Genomic DNA, 21,456 nt, shown 5'->3' on the forward strand with positions numbered 1-21,456 from the left:
GAAACGGCCGCCGCGTGGCGGACATCATCGACATCATGGCAAGTCCAGCAAGCCTCGATGAAGTGCGGCCGCCGAAACGGCCGCCGCAAGTCCTCGACGCGTTCGCCATCACCGCGTCACCCAGCCTCGATGAAGTGCGGCCGCCGAAACGGCCGCCGCGCGGCCCGGGGTTGATGATGTGATGCGAATGTTGCGCCTCGATGAAGTGCGGCCGCCGAAACGGCCGCCGCCGGGGTCGCACCGTTGTCCATGAACCGCTGCTTGCCTCGATGAAGTGCGGCCGCCGAAACGGCCGCCGCGCGTACATGGCGAGCTGCGCGCCGGTGGAATGCGGGCCTCGATGAAGTGCGGCCGCCGAAACGGCCGCCGCCGACTGCACTGCGAAACCGGGCCGGCCGTCGCATGGGCCTCGATGAAGTGCGGCCGCCGAAACGGCCGCCGCATGCGACCGACATTTCCGGCACTGTCACCGACGAGCCTCGATGAAGTGCGGCCGCCGAAACGGCCGCCGCTCGTGTCGGCGTCGGGTGTCATCGTCGGCAGTTGCGGGCCGCCTCGATGAAGTGCGGCCGCCGAAACGGCCGCCGCCATCCGTCGGCCGGGGGGAATGGTTCGGCGCTCGCCTCGATGAAGTGCGGCCGCCGAAACGGCCGCCGCCACTACTTCGCCGACCTCTTTCCGCGGGTGTCGTTAAGCCTCGATGAAGTGCGGCCGCCGAAACGGCCGCCGCCTGCTTCCGCGGCATTTCCGCCCACACGGTGGTGATGGCCTCGATGAAGTGCGGCCGCCGAAACGGCCGCCGCCGTTACATGCTTCATCATCGATCACGCCTTTCCCATGCCTCGATGAAGTGCGGCCGCCGAAACGGCCGCCGCCGTACACGTTCACGGTGCGCGGCGGAGCGGCTGGAAGCCTCGATGAAGTGCGGCCGCCGAAACGGCCGCCGCCTGGCGCTAACTTGGCTGGCGCTAGCCTGGTCAGTGCGCCTCGATGAAGTGCGGCCGCCGAAACGGCCGCCGCCTGCGTACTAAGCGGGTTAGCACTGCTGGACCGCGCCTCGATGAAGTGCGGCCGCCGAAACGGCCGCCGCCGTCGCCGGGGTCCGCGAAATGGTCGCTGCCGTCGGGCCTCGATGAAGTGCGGCCGCCGAAACGGCCGCCGCATGACGCAGATGGCGTATGGTGGCGCTTATGACGAGCCTCGATGAAGTGCGGCCGCCGAAACGGCCGCCGCATGCGATGACCCAAACTGCGGAGGTGACTGGTGAGCGCCTCGATGAAGTGCGGCCGCCGAAACGGCCGCCGCAGCCTGGCCAATTCTATGCTCCTGACCAGGCCGTTGAAACCCCTTCGCGAGGGCCCGCGTAGGTCAGACCCATAAGGTGGTCAGCGTCAGGCGTTCAGTACACGCGAAACATGCCCTGACGAGGATAGATGGCGCGCGAGAGCCTGCTGGAAATATCGTTTCCACGCGGGTCTCGCGAGGCAGATTAGTTTAGGTGACAATCGGGCCGCTGGTCATGATCGGTCGGGACCGTCCGATGAACGCGAACCTCCCATGATCGACATTCTGGACCAACCCGAGGTCGCAGAGCAGCACCGAGTCCAGGGCGGTGACGATAATCGTGGATATTTCGTTCTTGAGACGCGCAATGCGTGCCGGGCTCGCATCGACGACGAAAACGCTGTACTGGACGCGATCACCGTGCCGCTCCAAGCGTTTTGCGAGTCGGTCACGTCTGCGATCGTCGGGTATATCGTAGGCAATCAAAAAACGGCGCGCGTCGCTCCGACTCATCGCGTCGCTACTCCGGTGTACTTGGCCTGGCTGCCGTCGATATACCCGAGTACCATCCGCGCCTGCACTTCGATTGCTCGACGCCAGGTGACTTTGTACTTGAAAACCGGATGCGTGAATTCGGTGGCTAATCGACGCTCATATGCCGACAGCAGCGCCTTGCGGCCGCTGTCTCGCAGTCGGCAAGACCCGAGAGCACTGCTGAAGCCAGATTCGGTGATCTCCCCGTTGTTAATTGCGGTCAGCACTACCGCATCGCCGAGCGGTGCACGAAACTCCTCCATCAGGTCAAGTGCCAACGCCGGCTTGTTGCGGTTGCTACTGTGCAGAAAGCCTGCATGCGGATCAAGTCCGCAGGCCGCGACCGCCCGGATGGTTTCAGCAACAAGTACGCCGTACACAAAGTTCAGTGCGACATTCAACGGATCCAACGCCCCTCTGCCGGCCCGGCCGGGCCACCGCGCCAAAAACACCTCAGCCTGCCTAGGTCGCAACATCGTCGAGAAGCTTGCGAAGTACCGCGCGGCGGCCTCACCCTCGAAACCGTACAACGCCCCGAGCGTTTCAGCGCTTAGAGCCGTACGTTGCAGCATTCGCAAATAGGAAACAGTTGCGGGCGCATCGCCGTTGCGACGCAACAACGTTGCCTGGTTAGCGATCTTGGCGCCGATAAACTCGCGCGCCAAAGCGAGTCGTCCTTCCGCGGATGCCTGGTGCTGTCGCACCCGCGCGAGTCCGTTGGGCGTATTCGCTGTGTGCCCCCATCCGATGACACGGCCTGTTCCAGAACACCAGACAATCGTGAGTCCGCGCCACAAGAGCTCCCTAATCAGTGCGCTTGACAAGTCGATGTTGCCATGAACAACGAGACCCGAAACGCGTTCCAATGGAAACGATGCCACTTCCTCGCCACGTGCAGACACGCAAAGCCGGCCATGACGAATGGATGCGCGGCTACCCGAAGTTGCGAGATGGATGATTTGGCTATCCGGGTCAGCTGCGTGAATACGCCGTATCACCGGATTCTGTGCTCGTTCCTCCGGTAGGCAAACTCCCACGTGCGAACACCTCATGCACCGAGGGTCGTCTTCGAGGGGCGCGGGCGCGGTCGACGACTGCAGCGTTGCCCTGGTCTTGGACACCTCGGCCCGAGCAGCGTCGAAGTCCTTGGTGCTGAGGGCCACCGGGACGTACTTGTGATGCGTGGTGAAGTAAACACCGTGCTCGACGACGGTGTGACCCATCGCCTCGAGGCATGCACTCTGCAACGCCAGTTGCACTCGCATGGTGTCAGTTGGTTCCGCCTCCCTCCGGACGGGAGTTGCCTTGTACTCAACCACTCGCAGAGACCCGTCGTGGTCCTCCACTGCGTCGGCGCGGCCTGTGATTCCCCAAGCGGGGTGGGCGATATCGACTGACCTGTGCCTACCGCCACGCGAATTCGCAGGATTGTCGGTAGCGCGGTGTGATAGCTCCCCAACCGACATCTGGTACGTGTCAGTTTGCTCGCCGGCGGCCTCGAGCCAGGCCCGTCGCGGGCAGAAAACGTGATGCGAGACCAAGCTAATCGGGAGAGGGTCTGGCGCGGTCATAGTTGGCCACCCAGTGGAATTGCCACACCATCCAGGACTTGACGCTCTGGTGCGCTCGGGTTGTCTGACACATCAACGGGGAACCGAATTAATGCGCGGATACCCCTATCCGCTAGCCACTTTCGCGACACAGCGGCAGCAATCTCATCAAGCGGTTTTGAATTCTGAGCGACGCTACCGACAACAAAGAGGTGCATTGACGCAATGATCGTCCGAAGCCGGGCAAGAGTGGTTGGTCTAGTAGGAGCCGGCAGGAAGACGAAGGTAGGGTGCGTGCGCTTGCCTGGAACGTATGTCCCAGCTGTAACCGACTGCGCGTCGGTGTGATGCACAACCGGGAACTGACTGATTCCCCACAACGTGCACCATACGAGCGCGTTGTCCACTGGACCTGGTCGGGCGAATCCCGTCGCGCTACGGGAATCCGGCTGATTCCTAGCTACCTCATCGTTAATAGTGCCGCCCGTCAGGCCAGACAACACCTCCTCGACCTGGCGGGCCGCTACGCAATTTGCAACCGGGAGTAGCCGGTTGCCGACGAACTCCTCTCCTCGGTTTCGCGTCTTCATTTCCCACCGGCTCGCACCTCCGTCCGGAGACTTGTCGGCAAGCCAATAAGACGGCTCACCGAGCGCGCCGACCATCCGCAGGTCGAGCCAGTTATGACCGGCAACCAATCGATCCAGCGCTGCGTGACGAGTTGTCTGCAGATGGCGCCAAGCCGACGGCGAAGAAGGCGCCTTAATCCGTGGACTGAAGGCGGCGGTTGTCCTTTCCTCGTGCTCGAGCTGCGCAGCAAGCCAACTATCTGGTGAAGCACGCTTGGTCGCATGCCGATGCACGGCTTCGGCGACTGCTCGCGGCTCTCGACCCGCATCTAGTTGCGGGTGTGGAATTCGTTCGTCGGTCCACCACACCCGGGCGCTCACTGCGAGTTCGGATTCGCAGATCGCCGCTAGGCCGAATAAAGCGAAATGGCTCAGCGCGCTCGTTATCGATCCCGCGGGCGTGAAGACGCTCATCGCCCCTCCGCTGACACTTGTCCATCCGCAGCGCGCAGGATTGCTTCCATGTACGCACATCCCCACACACCCCAACATTGGTGTGTGGACTCGATGACTACGTCCCAGTCACCGATGTCGAAGAGTTTCACCGCATGTTGGATCACTCGGCCCTCCTCATCGCAAGAAAGCAAGCCATCGGAAACGTGGGGGAAGTCTGGACGCCCATAGCCGTGGCTCGTCCCGACCAAACGCAGAACAAGGTCGCGACAATCCGACGCGTCGAGTTCAGTCGAGGCAATGGCGGCTGACAGCTGCTCATGCCGCCATTGGGTCGGTAGACCACCAGCGTTCTGAGCCCGCGCGACCTGGCGGATCGATCCGGTGTGACTCTTAGCGAGGAGGTATCGATCCGGTTCGGAGTTACCGAGCCTGAAACGCTGAAACCGCCTGTCACGCTTACCCACATCGTGGAACCGCCCAGCGTCAGATAACGCATCCTGAAGGGGTGCCGACAGGCCGACACCCAGCGCCAGGGCACGGGCTCGTTCGGCGACGGCAGCGTTATGCGCGTCAAGTAGCACCGGGCTCGGAGACGGTGTCCATACCTGCTGTGTGGACTCTCCGACGTCGGCCGGCTGCTGCACCACCGATATAACCAGCCAACGCGATTCGGGATCTTCAAGACCGCCAAAATCAATTGACATGTTGGTCGCGTTACTTCGCAGGTCTTCGGTGAACATCGCGAGACGGGCGTCATCGTCTCGATACGAGTAAAGAAGCTGCGCGACCTCGACATCGTCGAACTCACCACCGGACGACGCGATCAGGTCTGCGAAATCATCCAATAGCCTATCCACCTGATCGGACATCCCTGCGACGAATCGGGCCACCCGCTTGGCCCCTTCTTGCCGGACGACGTCTTCAAAGACGTCGCTGCCTTCTTCGCTCGGCGTCGGCGTCACAACCCCAGCCGTGCAGATCTTGTGTCGGCAGTCTACGATTGCGATGTCGCCAGGCTTGAGGTCGCTAGTGTCACCGATTGGGCGGATCTCGTTGTCCCGGAAAAGGAATGCACGTCGTGGCGCCATGTCGGTGTTGCCGCTCAGTATCGACGATATGAGCGTCCTGGTCGTGCCCAGCGTCGCCGGATAGATCTCGCGCTGGATCGGCGGAGTCACACTAAGCAGCCCGATCGCGGCGGAGTCGTCCACTGGCAGGAGTGCTCGTGCCACCACACCGGACGTCACTTCGTCGGGCTCCAATGAGTCGCGCAGCCAAAGCTCGAGGTCGGGTTCGTCGAACAGGTCGGCGCCGGTGCGACTTAAGAACCACGCATCGTATGGCTCCAGACGTTGCAACAATGTCCGCTGCGGATGCTGGACGGGCGGTTGGGATTCGGTGAGCGCCCACGGCGACATGCCCCGTGGGTCGGCTTCACGCTCGCCGAGCCACTCCCACGTCCGGCGGACGTGCTCGGACGCATCGACGTCGCCAGTTCGAACATAGGGCGGAACCGTGAGAGCCCGCCGATCCTTACAATCTAAGTTCGCGGACAATAGCGGTGACTCCGGCGCTGGACCGATCACTACAACTTCTGTCCTGTCCACCTTGCCAACGCGATTCACCCTGCCGGCTCGCTGGGCGAGCGCCGATGCCGGGGCGAGTTCTGTCACTAGTGCCGAGAAATCGATGTCCACGCCGACCTCGAGTGTCTGGGTTGCGACCAAAACATCGACATCGGGATTGCCCAGCACAGTAAGCAGATTCGGCCGCCTTGACTCGAGCACGGCGCGGTCGTACGGCCTCATCCGACCGACGAGCAGTTCGACGAGCAAACCACTGCTCCTAAGGCGAGTTGCGATGTCGGTTGCAAGGGTGACTGTGTTGACAACGCAGCCGACGGTGGGACCGAATTCCTGATGTAGCCGAATCGTCTCTCCCACCAGGACATCTATGTATTGGGTGCGGCTAGCGCCACCACGCGACGGTGGCCAGGTTGCTGCGCTTATGCGCTGCACCGGTTTCGGCGTCGTTAGCCTGCGCGTTAGCTCATCGTCGTTGCCAGCGATGTCCGCCGATTCGACGCGGATCTCAACTCGCTCTTCGTCCACAAATGACGAGTCGGTGGGGGTGGCGGTAGTTTCGACGACCTGCAGGCCCGGTACACCAATCGCTGTGCTGTGGGATCGCGCGAACTGAGCCACTCGTCGAGCGGTCAGTAGCAACTGGTGGTTCAGATGCGCCTCGTCCAACACAATCGCCGCATCGTAGACGAGCAGTCCCGCCTCGCGAGGCCGGGCGAGACGCGATGTCCCGTAACCGCGAAACAACACGCGGCTTCCCCACATATCGGGCGTGGCGCAGATGATCTGGCACGCAGACGGGTCCGCGACCCAACCACGGCGCGGGGGAACACCTCCGCGAAGGTCCACAACATCGAACACCGGGTGGTCGCTGTCTGTCGGATCCCCGATCCGAAGTGAGCGTAAAGCGGTCGCGATCTTACCCAGCAGCGACCCGGGGGGCGCATTGTTAAGTGATTCCTGGATCCGCTGTGCCCGTTGGGCCTGATTGTCGACCAACGCGCGCCGATTCACGACAAGAGCCAGCCGCCGTGGCACTCGGGCAATCTCGCGCATGGCCGACAGGGCGACGGCGAAGATATGGATATCGACGACACTCGACTTCCCGGCGCCAGTGGGTGCGATGATCCTCCCCGGCCAGCACCCAGTAGTCGCGAGCTCGTCGAATAACCGACGCTGCCATGCAAACGGCCGGTGGCCGTCGTTGAATGCGGCAAAGAATGCATCGAAGTCTTCGGTGCGTAAGACCATCACGCATCCTCCGCGGGATCAGCAAATCCATCAGCAGGAGAGTCCACAGGGACCAGCAACCCGCCACCCAAGTGCCGGCTCTGACCGATCGCGACGAGGGTCCGATCCGCTGCGAGCCCGCCCAGACTGAGCGTTGCGCGGTAGGGTTGCACCAGAATTTGTTTCGGTGTCTTGTGCACCCACGCAGCGACGTCGGAGGTGTGCAGGAGCCGCGCCTCATGCACTTTGACTCCGTAATCCACGGTTCGGGCAGCGATCTCCTCGAACCATCGGCTGCTGTCCCGACGCGGGGCGACGATGTCACGCCAGACCAGACCAACCGATACACGAGCGGCGTCACGCAGAGTCCACCGGCTCCGTGAACCGCCGACACCGTGTCCCCGCCGCTGAGGCGAGGTTTCAGGAACAGCAACGGGATTGGTTGTCCATCGCCGTGCATGGCCCGGCAAAGGCGGGTGCCAAAACTCGTCACCACGGACCGTCACCGGAGTCCCCAGAACTGCATGCCTGCCCTCCAGGGAGAATCTGCGCAATCCGGTGAGCGCATGATGCAGGGGCGCTAGCTCCTCTGAGGATGCGTCACTAGGAATCAGCAAAGCGAAAGCGCCGGACGCCATCCCGTGCTGTGCGAGCATCCCTGCCGGCAAGAATTGGATTGCTAATCGGTTTGCCGGTTGCCGGACCCCTTTTGCGTAGGCACCCGTGATGAGCGGCGGCGCGCCGAAACCGATCCGCGCGATGAGAGCGCGGTGCAATGCTGTGCACCAGCGGACTCGGTGCGCTGGCTGGATCGTGCGTGCAGTGGCCAAGAGCACCACCGTTGCCCAGGGTGCATCGGTCGGCGCGGCCCCCCGAGGCCGATAGCGTCGCGATTCCACCGCCTGGCGGGTTGGGGTAGGCGGTGAAGGGTTTTCGTCTGTTTTGTGGCGGTCGCCCGCGATCGACGGCGACTTGCCGTTAGCGGTCGTGTGCGCTGCTGTAAGCGCTGCGGTGCGGCCGGTAGTGGGCACCCGAAGGTCGGTTCCACCCGCGACAAAGATCGATGCGCCGCTATCGAGGGAATGCGTCGGCTCGATGTCAGTCACCACGAGCCGCACCGGGCTCGTCGCTTCGCCAAGGCAGCCGACGTCGGCGCAAAGCTCTTCCAGCGCGGCCCTCACGGCCTCTGGTATCCCATGGTCCCAGCACCATCCCACAGGCCCGTCGACCGCATACCCATCGGAAAACGGCCGTCCGCCAATCTTGTCCGTCCAGGCGCCGCCCTCCTTCCTGATCACACCCTCGCGGCGGAATGCAGTGATTGGCAATGCCGCTACTGGGTACACACGCGGCAGCCGAATGCCGGTGGGCGGGTTGGCATCTAGCCACTCAAGCGCAGCTATCGCTTTGGCAGACGCATGCAGACCCGATTTGTCGTGGACTGCCGTGCTGCCCTGACCGGCCGCATTCAACAGGGCCGCGTGCAATCGCGCAGGGTCGGGAAGCTGATCCGGCGAACCATCCGGTCGGTGACCGGTGAACGTGCCGAGCAGGAATGTCGCCTCGATTCCGATTGCCACCGGATCACTCCTCGGCTGACTCAGCGGTCGCTGCCGAGTAAATCACCGGGTTGCCGACAACCTCGAAGACCTGACCATGCCAGTCGACATTCGCGCGCCGTTCCGCCTCGGCAAGCGCCTCCGCCAAGAGCTCGTCGGCACCGGCGATCGAAAGTGCTTCAAGCGCAATATGTTTCCCGCCACGAGCATCAAGCCTGACAGAGGCCGGCCCTTTTTCGACCAGGTCGCAATTCGCACGCAGATTGAGCTCCGAATCCGACCGCGCTAGCCCCGCCAACGCGTATGCGGCAAGCAGTGCGCGGCAAGCCACGTCGCCCCCGGAGTCGCTGCCGAACCGAAGTTGTCGCAGGGCGGCGAAACTGAGCACGTGGGTCCGAATGATTCGGCTGCACGCGACCACACCGAGGTTCTCAAGTGTCGGCGGTATCCCGCCAAGTCCGAGTACCGAGCCCGAGTTGCCCTTCTCGCCACGCCTCTTCGCCGCTTTCTCGATCTTGTCGATTAGCTTCGGACTCAACTCCTCACTCTGGTCAGACATGACGGCCAGCAGGTCATCACCGACCAACTGCACGCTCATCCCAACAGGGTCGACCCGCGCGCCGCCTCTTCGCGGCGGGTTGGTGGCTCTGTCGTCCTGGCTGGCGAGCACGCCGATGATCTCGCCGACCAGCGCGCTGCGGTAGCGGCCCTGCCGAGTCTTGCGGGTAGAGTCCCATGCGCCGAACACGAGACTGCCTGGGCTCAGCTCGAGGAGGGCACGCGCGTTCGCGGGTGACGCGTCACGCGCCGATCGGAACGTGGGATTTGCCGTAACCGGCTGTCCGCCGACCGTTCCCGCGCGAATATGTCCGTCAAAGGCGCGGTGTGGAAGCTCCAGGTCCGTAAACACCGCTTCACCCCCGAAGTAAGTTACCTGCATGCGAGGAACGCGACCGATGATTGGATGTCCGTCGCGGATGTCGTTCAGGATGGCCACTTCCATGCGGTTGGCTTGACTTTGCTTGCTATCCAGAATGGCTGTGGTCACGGGCTTGCCATCGACGAATCGTGTCTCGTAGGCGAACGTCGGCTTGGTGCCGTCAACGTACCGGGCTGGCGCAACGCCGGCATGGGGGCCGCCCGCGGGAGCGAGCTCGGTGACGGAGATGTACGCACTGGAGCCGCCTGGCGAGCACGCCTCGTAAAGCTGTGAGTAGTCCAGTGTGGGCATGCTGATCCTTCCGTTTGCAGGGGTACGAGTAGTTCGAGGTCACCTATTCGTATTCGTCTGATTTGTGCATGATGCACCCGCCGTCTGACAAGCCTCTCGGTCCGCCGAGCGGTCGGATTGAAGTGCAGGCATCGATGAGGTGCAACGTGACGTGATGTGCCTGCGTCAGTGGATAGGAGTTTAGGCATGCAGGTACGTCCTGTCAACCATTGCATGTATGTTTTGATTTTGCGTTACCACTCTGGCTTGCCGTCCGCAGCTGACACGCCGATGCCGACCAAGCCCTTGTTAGAGTTGGGTCGGATCGCCGCACTTCATTCAGGCATGCATTGGTTCAACGGATTTCTCCGCGTGTGGCGACGATGGCCAAACGGCTGCTTCTGTAAAGGGGCGGAGCAGGTTTCCGCCCCTTTACGCGTCGTAATCAGCCGCTGAGTTCGCCACGGTTCCCATGCAAGATCGCTCACGTTCGAGCCCGGCGCGCGGTGACCGTGAAGCTCCTGTTGCGAGCACCCAGCGCCAGCGCCTCGCCAGCGAGTGTCCAAGCTGTTCTCTGAACGAATCGCGTTGTGCTAGAGTTTAATTCGTTGTCAAATCACCGATGGCCTACACAGATATCGCGCCAGGTTCCACCAGCGGGCTTCCGATGAGCCCCACCGCGCCGGCGGTGGCCACACACATCGACGGCCCGTGCGGCAGGGTGCGGACGCCCCATGGCGTCACCATCACGCCGCACACCGCGGTCAGCAGCGGCGCGGCCAGCGCCGCTAGAAACCACACCTCGACGCCGAAGCAACCGGTCAGCCCACCCAGGCCGATCGCCAGCTTGACGTCACCGGCGCCCATCGCGGCCGGGGCCGCCAGGTGCACCAGCAGGTACACCCCGGCCAATGCGGCCGCCCCGGCCAGCGCCGGCAAACCGTGGCCGGCGAACACGGCGACCAGCAGGATCACGCCCGCCCCCGGCAGGGTCAGCGTGTTGGGTAGCCGGCGCTGCCGGATGTCGTAGACGCACAGGGCTGCCATCCAGAGCAACACCGTCCCCGCCAGCATGCTGGGGCACGCTAGTCCAACGCGGCCAGCGCGCAAGTCATCGCTTCGCGGGGCGCGGGCAACCCGGTGAACTGCTCCACCTGGGCGAATGCCTGATGCAGCAACATCTGCAGGCCGCTGATCACCCGCCCGCCCGCCGCGGCGACCGCGGCGGCCAGCGGCGTGGGCCACGGGTCGTAAACCGCGTCCAGCAGCACCGGGACGGCGGCCAAGGTGCCGGCGTACCGCGATGCCACGCCCGCCGGAAGGGTGCTCACCAGCACCCCCGCGGCCGCCACCTCCGCGGCCAACCGGTCGTCGTCGAGGCCGCAGAACCGGGTCGGCACGCCGACCCGGGTGCCCAGGTCCACCAGCCGGGCGGCCTTGTCCGGGTTGCGCGCAACGACGGTGACGCCGGTGACACCGAGTTCGGCCAACGCCACCACCGCCGCCGGTGCGGTACCCCCGGACCCCAGCACCAGCGCGTGCCCGGACACCGTCCCCAACGCCCCGGCGACGCCGTCGATGTCGGTGTTGTCGGCCCGCCAGCCGCGCGCCGTCCGCACCAGGGTGTTGGCCGAACCGACCAGGTCCGCGCGCGCGGTGTGCTCGTCGGCGAACCGCAGCGCGGCGAACTTGCCCGGCATGGTCACCGACACGCCCACCCACTCCGGGCCGAAGCCGCCCACCACACCGGGCAGTTGCTCGGCGCCGCATTCGATGCGCTCGTAGGTCCAGTCGTGCAGGCCCAGCGCGCGGTAGGCGGCCAGGTGCAGTTGCGGGGACCGGGAATGGGTGATCGGCGAACCGAGCACGCCCGCCTTATTGGGCGCCGAGCTAGCGCGTGCTGTCGAGGACACCGTTGTGCTTGGCCAGCTCGATATTCGCCAGATGCTGGTGATAGTCCCGGGTGAACAGCGTCGTCCCCTGGGTGTCGATGGTGACGAAGTACAACCAGTCACCCGGCTGTGGGTGCTCGGCGGCGCGCAGCGCGTCAACGCCGGGCGAACAGATCGCGGTGGCCGGCAGCCCCTCGGACACATAGGTGTTCCACGGCGTGCGCTGGGCACGGTCGGCGTCGCTGGTGGCCACCTCCCGGCGGTCCAGCGGGTAGTTCACCGTCGAGTCGAACTCCAGCGTGCGATGCTCGCGCAGCCGGTTGTAGATGACCTGCGCCACCTTCGGGAAATCCTGCGTGTTGGATTCCTGCTGCACCAGCGAGGCCACCACCAGGATGTCGTAGGGCGACAGGCTCAGCGCCTTGGCGGTGTCCACCAGACCCGATTTCATGTACTCCACGGCTCCGGCGCTGATCAGCGTCGCCAGGATGGTCTGCGCCGAGGCCCCCGGATCGACGTTGAAGGTCCCCGGCGCGATCAGGCCCTCGATCCGGCGATGGTCATTGCCCAGCTCCAGCACCGGCTCGACCGCCCAGGGCGGCACCGCCAGCATCGTCGGGGTGCCCTTGCTGACCGCGGCACGCAGATCCGCCACCGACACGCAGCGTCGGTTACCGTCGAGATCCACGCAGGTCGCCTGGGAGATCAGGGTGAGAATGCCGGGGTTGACGACGTTGGTCTTCATATCGGTGGTGTCGTCGAGCTGCCGCCCCTCCGGAATGACCAGCTTGCCCACCCTGTTCTTGGGGTCCGCCAGCCGGGCGACCGCGGCCGCCGCCGGAATCTCGGTGCGCATCCGATAGAACCCGGGCTGGATCAACGCGATCGCGGCGTTGCCGTGCGCGGCGTCGACGAACGCCCGCACGGTGGCCACCACGCCGCGGTCGTGCAGCGTCTCCCCCACCGCGGTCGTCGAATCACCGGCCCGTATCTGGATGACGATGTCCCTCTTGCCGGTCCCGGTGTAGTCGTCACCGGAACCCGACAGCACGTGCCACAGCTTCGAGCCCACCACCACAGCCGCCACCACGACCACGACCACCAGGCCGCCCACGAACCCGCCGGCGACGCGCCGCCGGCGGGTGATTCGTTGTGCCCGCCTGCGATCCGCACGGGTCTTGCGGTGCCGAGTGGGCCGGACCGCGACGGGCTGGGCCCGGTGGCGGTGGTGCTCACCCATCGGCGCCTTCCTGAGCCACCCGTGCGGCCAGCACGGTGCGGCGTTCATCCAGCCAGCCCTGCAGGATGGCCACCGCGGCGGCCTGATCGATCACCGAACGCTGATCCCGAGCCCGCACACCCGCCGCGCGCAGTGCCCGCTGCGCGCTCACCGTGGTCAGCCGCTCGTCGGCCAGCCGCACCGGCGTGGGCGCGATTCGCACAGCCAGCGCCTCGGCCAGCTCGATCGCATCGCGGGCCGCGGCCCCGGTGCGGTCGGCCAGGGTGCGCGGCAGCCCGACGATCACCTCGACGGCCTGCCGTTCGGTGGCCAGCGCGGCCAGCCGGCGCAGATGCTTGTCGCTGCGGTCGCGGCGCACGGTTTCCACCGGGGTGGCCAGTATGCCGTCGGGATCGCTGCAGGCCACGCCGATCCGCACCGTGCCCACGTCGACGCCGAGGCGGCGCCCCCGTCCGGGGTCCTGGTCTGGATCGCCGGGCCGGTCAGGCGGGCGGCGGTGTGCTTCGCCCACTCAACCGACCCGTGCTATCACGGCGATCTCGGAGCGGACCGCGTCGAGCGCGGCGTCGATCCCGGTCGGATCCTTGCCTGAGCCTTGCGCCAGGTCGGCCTTGCCGCCGCCGCGGCCCGCGACCGCCACGGCAAGCTGTTTGACCAGCTCGTTGGCCCGAATGCCGAGGTCCTGGGCGGCGGGATTGGTCGCCACCGCATACGGCACGGTGGACCTCTCCCCCTCGGCGATCAGCGCGACCACCGCCGGATCGCTGCCCAGCTTGCCGCGGATGTCGCCGACCAGGGAACGCAGGTCGGCCGCGGTCATCCCGGCGGACATGCGTTGCGCCACCACCCGGACGTTGCCGATGCGTTCGGCGCCGGCCGCCGCGTTCGCCGCGGCCGCCCGCGCGCCGGCCAGCCGCACGCGTTCGAGTTCCTTCTCGGCGGCCCGCAGCCGCTCCACCAGATTGGCCACCCGGGCAGGCACCTCAGCCGACGGAAGCTTCAGCGACGACGCCAGCCCGGCCATCAGCGCGCGTTCCTTGGCCAGGTGCCGGAACGACTCCAGCCCGACGTAGGCCTCCACCCTGCGCACCCCGGAACCGATCGACGATTCACCCAGGATCGTCACCGGGCCGATCTGGGCGGTGTTGCTCACATGGGTGCCGCCGCACAGCTCCAGCGAGAACGGTCCGCCCATCTCAACCACCCGCACCTGGTCGGGATAGCTCTCGCCGAACATTGCGATAGCGCCCATCGCCTTGGCCTTGTCGAGCTGCTCGGTGAAGGTGTGCACCTCGAAGCCGGCTTGCACGGCCTCGTTGGTCACTTCTTCGATCTGGGTGCGCTGCTGTTCGGTCAACGGCCCTTGCCAATTGAAGTCGAAGCGCAGGTAGCCCGGCCGGTTCAGCGAGCCGGCCTGAACCGCGCTGGGCCCCAGCACTTGTCGCAACGCCGCGTGCACCATGTGGGTGCCCGAGTGACCCTGGGTGGCGCCCCGGCGCCAGCCCGGGTCCACCGCCGCGATGACGGTGTCGCCCTCGACGAATTCCCCGGACTCCACGTTAACCCTATGCACAAAAAGGGTTTTGGCGATCTTTTGCACATCGGTGACCGCCGCCCGGGCGGTGCCGCTGGACCCGGTTCCGCTGATGGTTCCCTCGTCGGCGATCTGCCCACCCGACTCGGCATACAGCGGGGTGCGGTCCAGAATCAGCTCCACCCGATCGGCTTCGGCGATGTCCCCCGGCGAGCCGTGCGCCACCACCGGAACCCGCTTGCCGTCCACGAAGATGCCCAAAATCCTTGCCTCGGAAGTCAACTCGTCATATCCGGTGAACTTGGTGGGGCCGGCGTCGACCAACTCGCGGTAGGCGCTCAAGTCGGCGTGCGCGTGCTTGCGCGCGGCGGCGTCGGCCTTGGCGCGGCGGCGCTGCTGCGCCATCAGTTCGTGAAAGCCGGCCTCGTCGACCATCAGCCCGGCTTCGGCGGCCATCTCCAGGGTCAGCTCGATCGGGAAGCCGTAGGTGTCGTGCAGGGTGAAGGCGTCCGAACCGGACACCACGCCGGCGCCGGAGGACTTGGTGGCACCGGCCACCTCGTCGAACAGCTTGGAGCCCGACGCCAGCGTGCGGTTGAACGCCGTCTCCTCGGCGACGGCGATGCGGTTGATCCGCTCGAAGTCGGTGACCAGCTCGGGATAGGACGGGCCCATCGCATCGCGCACGGTGGCCATCAGATCCCCGACGATCGGGGTGTCGATGCCCAGCAGCTTGGCCGAGCGGATGACCCGGCGCAGCAACCGACGCAACACATAGCCGCGGCCGTCGTTGCCGGGGCTGACGCCGTCGCCGATCAGGATCGCGGCGGTGCGGCTGTGGTCGGCGATGATGCGGTAGCGCACGTCGTCGGCGTGATTGCCGACATCATAGGGGCGCGGCGCGCGAGCGGCCACGGTGTCGATGATCGGTCGCAGCAGATCGGTCTCGTAGACGTTGTGCACCCCTTGCAGCACCAGCGCGACCCGCTCCACCCCCATGCCGGTGTCGATGTTCTTGCGGGGCAGCGGCCCCAGGATCACATAGTCCTCTTTGCTGGTGCCCTCGCCGCGCTCGTTCTGCATGAACACCAGGTTCCACAGCTCAAGGTAGCGGTCCTCGCTGATAATCGGGCCGCCCTCGGGGCCGAACTCGGGCCCGCGGTCGTAGTAGATCTCCGACGACGGCCCACAGGGCCCGGGGATGCCCATCGACCAATAGTTGTGGGCCATGCCGCGGCGCTGAATCCGCTTGGGCGGCAGCCCGGCGATCTGCTGCCACAGCTGCGCGGCCTCGTCGTCGTCGAGATACACCGTGGCCCAGATTCTGTCCGGATCCAGTCCGTAGCCGCCGTCGGCGACGGGGTTGGTCAGCAGCGACCAGGCCAGTTCGATCGCCCGGCGTTTGAAATAGTCGCCGAACGAGAAATTGCCGGCCATCTGAAAGAACGTGTTGTGCCGGGTGGTGATGCCGACCTCGTCGATATCGGGGGTGCGGATGCACTTCTGGATGCTGGTGGCCGTGGAATACGGCGGCGTGCGCTGCCCCAGGAAGTACGGGACGAACTGGACCATGCCGGCGTTGACGAACAACAGGTTGGGGTCGTCGAGGATCACCGAGGCGCTCGGTACCTCGGTGTGGCCCGCCTTCACGAAGTGATCAAGGAACCGCTTCCTGATCTCGTGTGTTTGCACAGTTGTCGCTTCCTCGTTCCTGGTTACCAACGCCCCAATTGACTGCGCTTAGCCCTCCACAAAACTCAAACGCACCGACCGACGCGGATTATCCCGGTTGAGGTCGACCAGAACCACGCTTTGCCAGATCCCCAGCAGCGGCTCACCACCCGACACCGGCACCGTCACCGACGGTGCGACCAGCGCCGGCAGCACATGATCGGCGCCGTGACCGTAGGAGCCGTGGGCGTGCCGGTAGCGGTCGTCGCGCGGCAACAACCGGTTCAGGGTGTCGACCAGGTCCTCGTCGGAACCGGCTCCGGTCTCGATGATCGCCACACCGGCCGTCGCATGCGGGACGAACACGTTGCACAGGCCGTCGTTGTGGGTCGCGCAGAAGGCACGCACGGCGTCGGTGAGATCGACGATGCGGCGACGCGCGGTGTCCACATCCAGCACATCGGTATCCACCCGTCCCAGCCTACGGTGAGGGCTCGCCGACCCGCCAACCCGTTACCGCCTCGAGCCGGCCGTCTAGCGCCCGGATTGCCCATTGCCCCGCGCGGTCGGTCGGAGGAAGGTATTGAGTGACCGGTGGCGCCACCGGGGCGCTGCCCCGAACAGTGAAAGAGGGGTGGATCGTGTACGCGCGCTCTACCACTATTCAGGCGCAACCCCAGTCCATCGACACCGGGATTGCGCATGTTCGCGATGTGGTTATGCCCGCGCTGCAGGAGATGGACGGGTGCGTCGGCGTATCCCTTTTGGTCGACCGGAGATCCGGCCGCTGCATCGCCACCAGCGCCTGGGAGACCGCGGAGGCGATGCGTGCCACCGGGGAACAAGTCACGCCTATCCGTGATCGGTGCGCGGAGATGTTCGGCGGCACCGCCGCCGTCGAGGAGTGGGAGATCGCGTCGATGCATCGCGACCACCGCTCGGCCGACGGTGCCTGTGTGCGGGCGACCTGGGTCAAGGTGCCACCGGACCAAGTTGACCAGGGCATCGAGTATTACAAGTCGTCCGTGCTGCCGCAGATCGAGGCCCTCGACGGGTTCTGCAGCGCCAGCCTGTTGGTCGACCGCGCCTCCGGGCGTGCGGTGGCCTCCACGACGTTCGACAGCCTCGCCGCGATGGACCGCAACAGGGAGCAGGCGACCGCCCTCAAGACCAGGTCGCTGCGCGAGGCGGGCGGCGAGGAACTCGATGAGTGCGAGTTCGAACTGGCGCTGGCGCACCTGCGGGTACCCGAACTGGTCTGATCAAGATTCCGGCGGCCATACCGGCCAAACTCGATGAGCAATTCCTGACTCCGCGCCGAGCGTGCACTGGTTGCGGGGACACGCCGGGCGATGCCGCCGTGGTTGCACGTTCGGCGGGCGAGCTGTGCGTGCCGCTGGTGCGCCCGACCGCGTGGACGAGCGTCACCTATGACCACGGCGCCGGCGGCACCGGCGGGCTGCTGCTCGGCAATGACGGCAACAACGGGTTGCCGTAGGCCGCCGGCGGCACACACGGGTCGGGCTAAATCCAGGTGATGTAGCAGCCGGAACACCCGCACGTACCACCGCCTGCTGTTCGGCTGCCTGCGCCCCGACATCAACCAGGATTCGTGCCTGGCTGCAGCCGCCGAAACGGCACCGGCAGCTACCCCAGACAAGCCCCCGACAAGCATTGCCAGGGCCATTCGGTAGGAGGAAGGTAATCGGTGGGACCGGTGGCGCCACCGGGGCGCTGCCCCGATAACAGGAGGGGTCGATCGTGTACGCACGCTCTACCACCATCCACGCGCAGCCCTTGTCGGTCGACATCGGTATTGCGCATGTTCGCGATGTCGTCATGCCCGCCCTCCAGGAGGTCAACGGGTTTGTTGGGCTGTCACTGCTGGTCGACCGACAGTCCGGCACATGCATCGCCACCAGCGCCTGGGAGACCCTGGAGGCGATGCGCGCAAGCGCCACGCGGGTGGCGCCCATCCGCGACCGCGCCGCGCTGATGTTCGCCGGCAGCGCCCGGGTCGAAGAGTGGGAAATCGCCGTGCTGCACCGGGATCACCGGTCGCAGGACGGAGCGTGCGTGCGCGCCACCTGGCTCAAGGTGGTGCCGGACCAGCTTGGCCGGTCCCTGGAGTTCTACCGGACGCACGTCCTGCCCGAGATGGAGGATCTGGACGGATTCTGCAGCGCCAGCCTGATGGTCGACCACCCGGCACGCCGACGCGCGGTGTCGTGCTCGACGTTCGACAGCCTGGACGCCATGGCCCGCAACCGCGACCGGGCCAGCGAGCTGCGCAGCAGGCGTGTCCGGGAGCTGGGAGCCGAGGTGCTCGACGTCGCCGAATTCGAGCTGGCGATCGCGCACCTGCGGGTGCCCGAGCTGGTCTGAGCTCAGCTGCGCTGATTGCGCCGCTGGTTGCGGATGATCGCCCGCAGCCGGTCCAGGCGGCCGACGATCTCGCGCTCACCGCCGCGGCCGGTGGGCCGGTAGTAGTCCACGTTCACCAGCTCGTCCGGCGAATATTGTTGGGCGACAACGCCATCCGGGTCGTCGTGGGAGTATTTGTAGCCCTGCGCGTTGCCCAGCGCGGCGGCCCCCGAGTAGTGCCCGTCGCGCAAATGGGCCGGCACCAGGCCGGCCTTGCCGGCCTTGATGTCGTTCATCGCCGCGGCCAGGGCCGTGGTGACCGCGTTCGACTTTGGTGCGGTGGCCAGGTGGATGGTGGCGTGCGCCAGCGTCAGCTGGGCTTCGGGCATGCCGATCAGCGCCACCGTCTGCGCCGCGGCGACCGCGACCTGCAGCGCGGTCGGATCGGCCAGGCCGATATCCTCGCTGGCCAGGATCATCAGCCGGCGGGCGATGAACCGCGGATCCTCCCCGGCGACCAGCATGCGGGCCAGATAGTGCAGCGCGGCGTCGACGTCGGAACCGCGCACCGATTTGATGAACGCGCTGATCACGTCGTAGTGCTGGTCGCCGTCTCGGTCGTAGCGGACCGCGGCCTTGTCCAGCGACCGCTCGATGGTCGCAACCGTGACCGGCTCGTTGGTCCCCTGGGCGGCCTCGGCGGCGACCTCCAGCGCGGTCAGGGCGCGGCGGGCGTCGCCGGCCGCCTGGCGCACCAGCAGGTCGACGGCCTCGGGCGCCACCGAGATCCGCCCGCCCAAGCCGCGCGGATCCTCGATCGCGCGCCGCACCACGGCGCGGATGTCGTCGGCCGTCAGCGGCCGCAACTGCAGGATCAGCGACCGCGACAGCAGCGGGGCCACCACCGAAAACGATGGGTTCTCGGTGGTCGCGGCCACCAGCAACACCACCCGGTTCTCCACCGCCGACAGCAGGGCGTCCTGCTGGGTCTTGGAGAACCGATGCACCTCGTCGATGAACAGCACCGTCTGCTCGCCGGAAAGGAGCGCCTTGCGCGCATAGTCGATAACCGCCCGAACATCCTTAACGCCCGCCGACAACGCCGACAACGCCACGAATCGGCGGCCGGTGGCCCGTGAGATCAGCGCCGCCAGCGTCGTCTTGCCGCTTCCCGGCGGGCCGTACAGGATGACCGACGCCACGCCCGAGCCCTCGACCAGGCGGCGCAACGGCGACCCCGCGGCCAGCAGGTGGTCCTGCCCGACCACTTCGTCCAGCGACGCCGGGCGCATCCGCACCGCCAGCGGCGCCCCGGCCGGAGCGCCCAGGCCAGGATCGCTCATCTTCGATGCGCCGGGCAGGTCGAATAGACCGTCGGACACGGCTTCAGGCATACCACGGACGGTCAACGCGGGCCGCGACCGGACTCCACCCCCGAGCGGAACGGCGCCAATGCGCGCGCCGGGGGCGCACATTTGCTAAGTTCCGGTTTGCTACGTCTCACGCACACCCGACCGAGCGAACTACAAGCGAATAAGGACGGCAATGAGCCAGCCACCAGAACATGCAGGCACCCCGGCCGAGCCGCAGGGCGGCAACCAGGGCCCGTCGGGCTACCCACCACCCCCGCCACCGGGCTACGGCGCGCCGCCCCCGCCACCGCCGCCCCCGGGCTACGGCGCGCCGCCCCCGCCACCGCCGCCACCCGGCTACGGCGCGCCCCCCGGGGGCTATTCGGCGCCCGGCTACGGTACGCCGCCGCCCCCGCCTCCCGGCTACGGCCCACCGGGGGGCGCACCCCCTGTCGGTTACCCGCCCCCGCCCGGCCTCGGTGGCCCGGTGTCCACGTTCAAGGTGGGTGACGCCATCAGCTGGGGATGGAACCGGTTCACCCAGAACGCGGTGACGCTCATCGTTCCCGTGCTCGGCTATTTCGTGGCGATAGCCGGCGTCGTCGGGGTGATGTTCGGGCTCATCTTCGCCTCCTCGAACAGCACCACCACGACCTACACCGACGCCTTCGGCGCCACCGCGGAAACGACGACCACCAACCTGAGCCCAATCGCGGTGGTCGCCATGATCGTGGGCTATGTCGTGCTGTTCGTGGTGGCGCTCTACATGCATGCCGGATTGACGACTGGCTGCCTGGCCATCGCCGACGGCAGGCCGGTGACGATGGGGACGTTTTTCCGGCCACGCAACCTGGGCATGGTGCTGGTCACCGGGCTGCTGGTGGTCATCGGCACCCTGATCGGATGGGTGCTGTGCATCATCCCCGGCATCATCTTCGGCTTCCTCGCCCAGTTCGCCATCGTGGCCGTCGTCGACCGATCCCTGTCGCCCGTCGACTCCATCCGGGCTAGCATCGCGGCGGTCAGGTCCAACGTCGGTGGCAGCGTGCTGTCGTGGCTGGCGCAGTACGCGGCGGTGCTGGTCGGCGAATTGCTGTGCTTCGTCGGCATACTGGCCGGCATTCCGGTCGCCAGCCTGATCCAGACCTACACCTGGCGCAAGCTTTCCGGCGGCCACGTCGTTGAGTTGAGCCCGCCCGGGCCCCCGGCCGGCTTCCCGCCAGGGCCGCCACCACCACCGCCACCGCCCGGACAGCAGTACGCCTAATACCCGCCCATCGGACGCCCGACGGCGGTCAGCACCCGGTGCTAGCGCGAAGTGTGCGGCACGCCTGGTGTAGGCGGGCTGGGGACAGCCGGGTGATGCGGCGCCGGTATGACACCGCTCTGGCCGACTCTGGCCGCATGCGCTGCGGCGATCCGGCCGCC

17 protein-coding genes, 1 pseudogene and 1 CRISPR repeat array (1 of these 19 running past the window's edge) are annotated in these 21,456 nt (G+C 66.3%); of the genes and pseudogenes, 4 read left to right on the plus strand and 14 right to left on the minus strand.

Features of this window, described 5'->3' with window-relative positions; translation table 11 throughout:
* A CRISPR array of direct repeats spans positions 1–1,305; the repeat unit is 36 nt; unit sequence GCCTCGATGAAGTGCGGCCGCCGAAACGGCCGCCGC (it extends 3,869 nt beyond the left edge of the window).
* A gap of 189 nt (positions 1,306–1,494) precedes the next feature.
* From cas2 to G6N20_RS09400, 12 genes are all read right to left on the minus strand, one after another.
* Entirely contained in the window at positions 1,495–1,797 is a 303-nt protein-coding gene (gene cas2, locus G6N20_RS09345) for a CRISPR-associated endonuclease Cas2 (protein WP_083051489.1), read from the minus strand.
* A complete protein-coding gene (locus G6N20_RS09350) occupies positions 1,794–3,389 on the minus strand; it encodes a CRISPR-associated endonuclease Cas4/Cas1 (RefSeq protein WP_083051492.1) in 1,596 nt (531 codons plus the stop codon). The genes cas2 and G6N20_RS09350 overlap by 4 nt, the downstream gene beginning before the upstream one ends.
* Entirely contained in the window at positions 3,386–4,411 is a 1,026-nt protein-coding gene (locus G6N20_RS09355; RefSeq protein WP_142272181.1) for a hypothetical protein, read from the minus strand. The genes G6N20_RS09350 and G6N20_RS09355 overlap by 4 nt, the downstream gene beginning before the upstream one ends.
* A complete protein-coding gene (cas3g, locus tag G6N20_RS09360; RefSeq protein WP_142272182.1) occupies positions 4,408–7,227 on the minus strand; it encodes a type I-G CRISPR-associated helicase/endonuclease Cas3g in 2,820 nt (939 codons plus the stop codon). Before cas3g ends, G6N20_RS09355 begins: the two co-directional genes overlap by 4 nt.
* Positions 7,227–8,786 carry a type I-G CRISPR-associated protein Csb2 gene (csb2, locus tag G6N20_RS09365; RefSeq protein WP_083051498.1) on the minus strand — a complete coding sequence of 520 codons (1,560 nt, stop codon included), beginning with the start codon at positions 8,784–8,786 and terminating at the stop codon, positions 7,227–7,229. The genes cas3g and csb2 overlap by 1 nt, the downstream gene beginning before the upstream one ends.
* 4 nt (positions 8,787–8,790) lie before the next feature.
* Positions 8,791–9,996 carry a type I-G CRISPR-associated RAMP protein Csb1/Cas7g gene (cas7g, locus tag G6N20_RS09370; RefSeq protein WP_083051501.1) on the minus strand — a complete coding sequence of 402 codons (1,206 nt, stop codon included), beginning with the start codon at positions 9,994–9,996 and terminating at the stop codon, positions 8,791–8,793.
* A gap of 606 nt (positions 9,997–10,602) precedes the next feature.
* The gene (locus G6N20_RS09375) at positions 10,603–11,049 is read right to left on the minus strand and encodes an A24 family peptidase (protein ID WP_083051504.1); all 447 of its coding nucleotides are present in this window, start codon (positions 11,047–11,049) and stop codon (positions 10,603–10,605) included.
* A gap of 11 nt (positions 11,050–11,060) precedes the next feature.
* Positions 11,061–11,888, minus strand: a complete 828-nt coding sequence (locus G6N20_RS09380) for a shikimate dehydrogenase (protein WP_083051507.1) — start codon at positions 11,886–11,888, stop codon at positions 11,061–11,063.
* Positions 11,866–13,107: an endolytic transglycosylase MltG gene (locus tag G6N20_RS09385; protein WP_083051510.1), complete on the minus strand. Its 1,242-nt coding sequence runs from the start codon at positions 13,105–13,107 to the stop codon at positions 11,866–11,868. The genes G6N20_RS09380 and G6N20_RS09385 overlap by 23 nt, the downstream gene beginning before the upstream one ends.
* On the minus strand, positions 13,100–13,618 hold the full coding sequence (gene ruvX / locus G6N20_RS09390) for a Holliday junction resolvase RuvX (RefSeq protein ID WP_083051513.1): 519 nt from the start codon (positions 13,616–13,618) through the stop codon (positions 13,100–13,102). Before ruvX ends, G6N20_RS09385 begins: the two co-directional genes overlap by 8 nt.
* Positions 13,619–16,333, minus strand: a complete 2,715-nt coding sequence (gene alaS, locus G6N20_RS09395; protein WP_083051516.1) for an alanine--tRNA ligase — start codon at positions 16,331–16,333, stop codon at positions 13,619–13,621.
* A 48-nt stretch (positions 16,334–16,381) separates the two neighbouring features.
* On the minus strand, positions 16,382–16,771 hold the full coding sequence (locus G6N20_RS09400) for a secondary thiamine-phosphate synthase enzyme YjbQ (protein ID WP_142272183.1): 390 nt from the start codon (positions 16,769–16,771) through the stop codon (positions 16,382–16,384).
* A gap of 182 nt (positions 16,772–16,953) precedes the next feature.
* Between G6N20_RS09400 and G6N20_RS09405 the strand changes: the two genes are divergently transcribed.
* From G6N20_RS09405 to G6N20_RS09415, 3 genes are all read left to right on the plus strand, one after another.
* Entirely contained in the window at positions 16,954–17,574 is a 621-nt protein-coding gene (locus G6N20_RS09405) for an antibiotic biosynthesis monooxygenase (RefSeq protein WP_179961549.1), read from the plus strand.
* Between the two features lie 98 nt (positions 17,575–17,672).
* Positions 17,673–17,810, plus strand: a complete 138-nt coding sequence (locus G6N20_RS09410) for a hypothetical protein (protein WP_158084796.1) — start codon at positions 17,673–17,675, stop codon at positions 17,808–17,810.
* A 263-nt stretch (positions 17,811–18,073) separates the two neighbouring features.
* Positions 18,074–18,697 carry a hypothetical protein gene (locus G6N20_RS09415; protein ID WP_083051525.1) on the plus strand — a complete coding sequence of 208 codons (624 nt, stop codon included), beginning with the start codon at positions 18,074–18,076 and terminating at the stop codon, positions 18,695–18,697.
* A 2-nt stretch (positions 18,698–18,699) separates the two neighbouring features.
* Here the strand turns inward: G6N20_RS09415 and G6N20_RS09420 are convergent, their stop codons facing one another.
* Complete coding sequence (locus G6N20_RS09420; protein WP_083051528.1) at positions 18,700–20,070, minus strand: replication-associated recombination protein A; 1,371 nt, start codon at positions 20,068–20,070, stop codon at positions 18,700–18,702.
* A gap of 151 nt (positions 20,071–20,221) precedes the next feature.
* Between G6N20_RS09420 and G6N20_RS09425 the strand changes: the two genes are divergently transcribed.
* Positions 20,222–21,295, plus strand: coding sequence for a hypothetical protein (locus G6N20_RS09425; protein WP_179961528.1), 1,074 nt, complete (start codon positions 20,222–20,224; stop codon positions 21,293–21,295).
* Positions 21,296–21,323: 28 nt separating this feature from the next.
* On the opposite strand, the pseudogene G6N20_RS09430 reads toward G6N20_RS09425, so the two are convergent.
* Positions 21,324–21,407 (minus strand): annotated as a pseudogene (locus G6N20_RS09430) (type II toxin-antitoxin system PemK/MazF family toxin); the annotation flags it as partial.
* Positions 21,408–21,456 lie beyond the last annotated feature (49 nt).

The sequence above is a fragment of the Mycobacterium shinjukuense genome (assembly GCF_010730055.1).
Classification (GTDB): Bacteria; Actinomycetota; Actinomycetes; order Mycobacteriales; family Mycobacteriaceae; genus Mycobacterium; species Mycobacterium shinjukuense.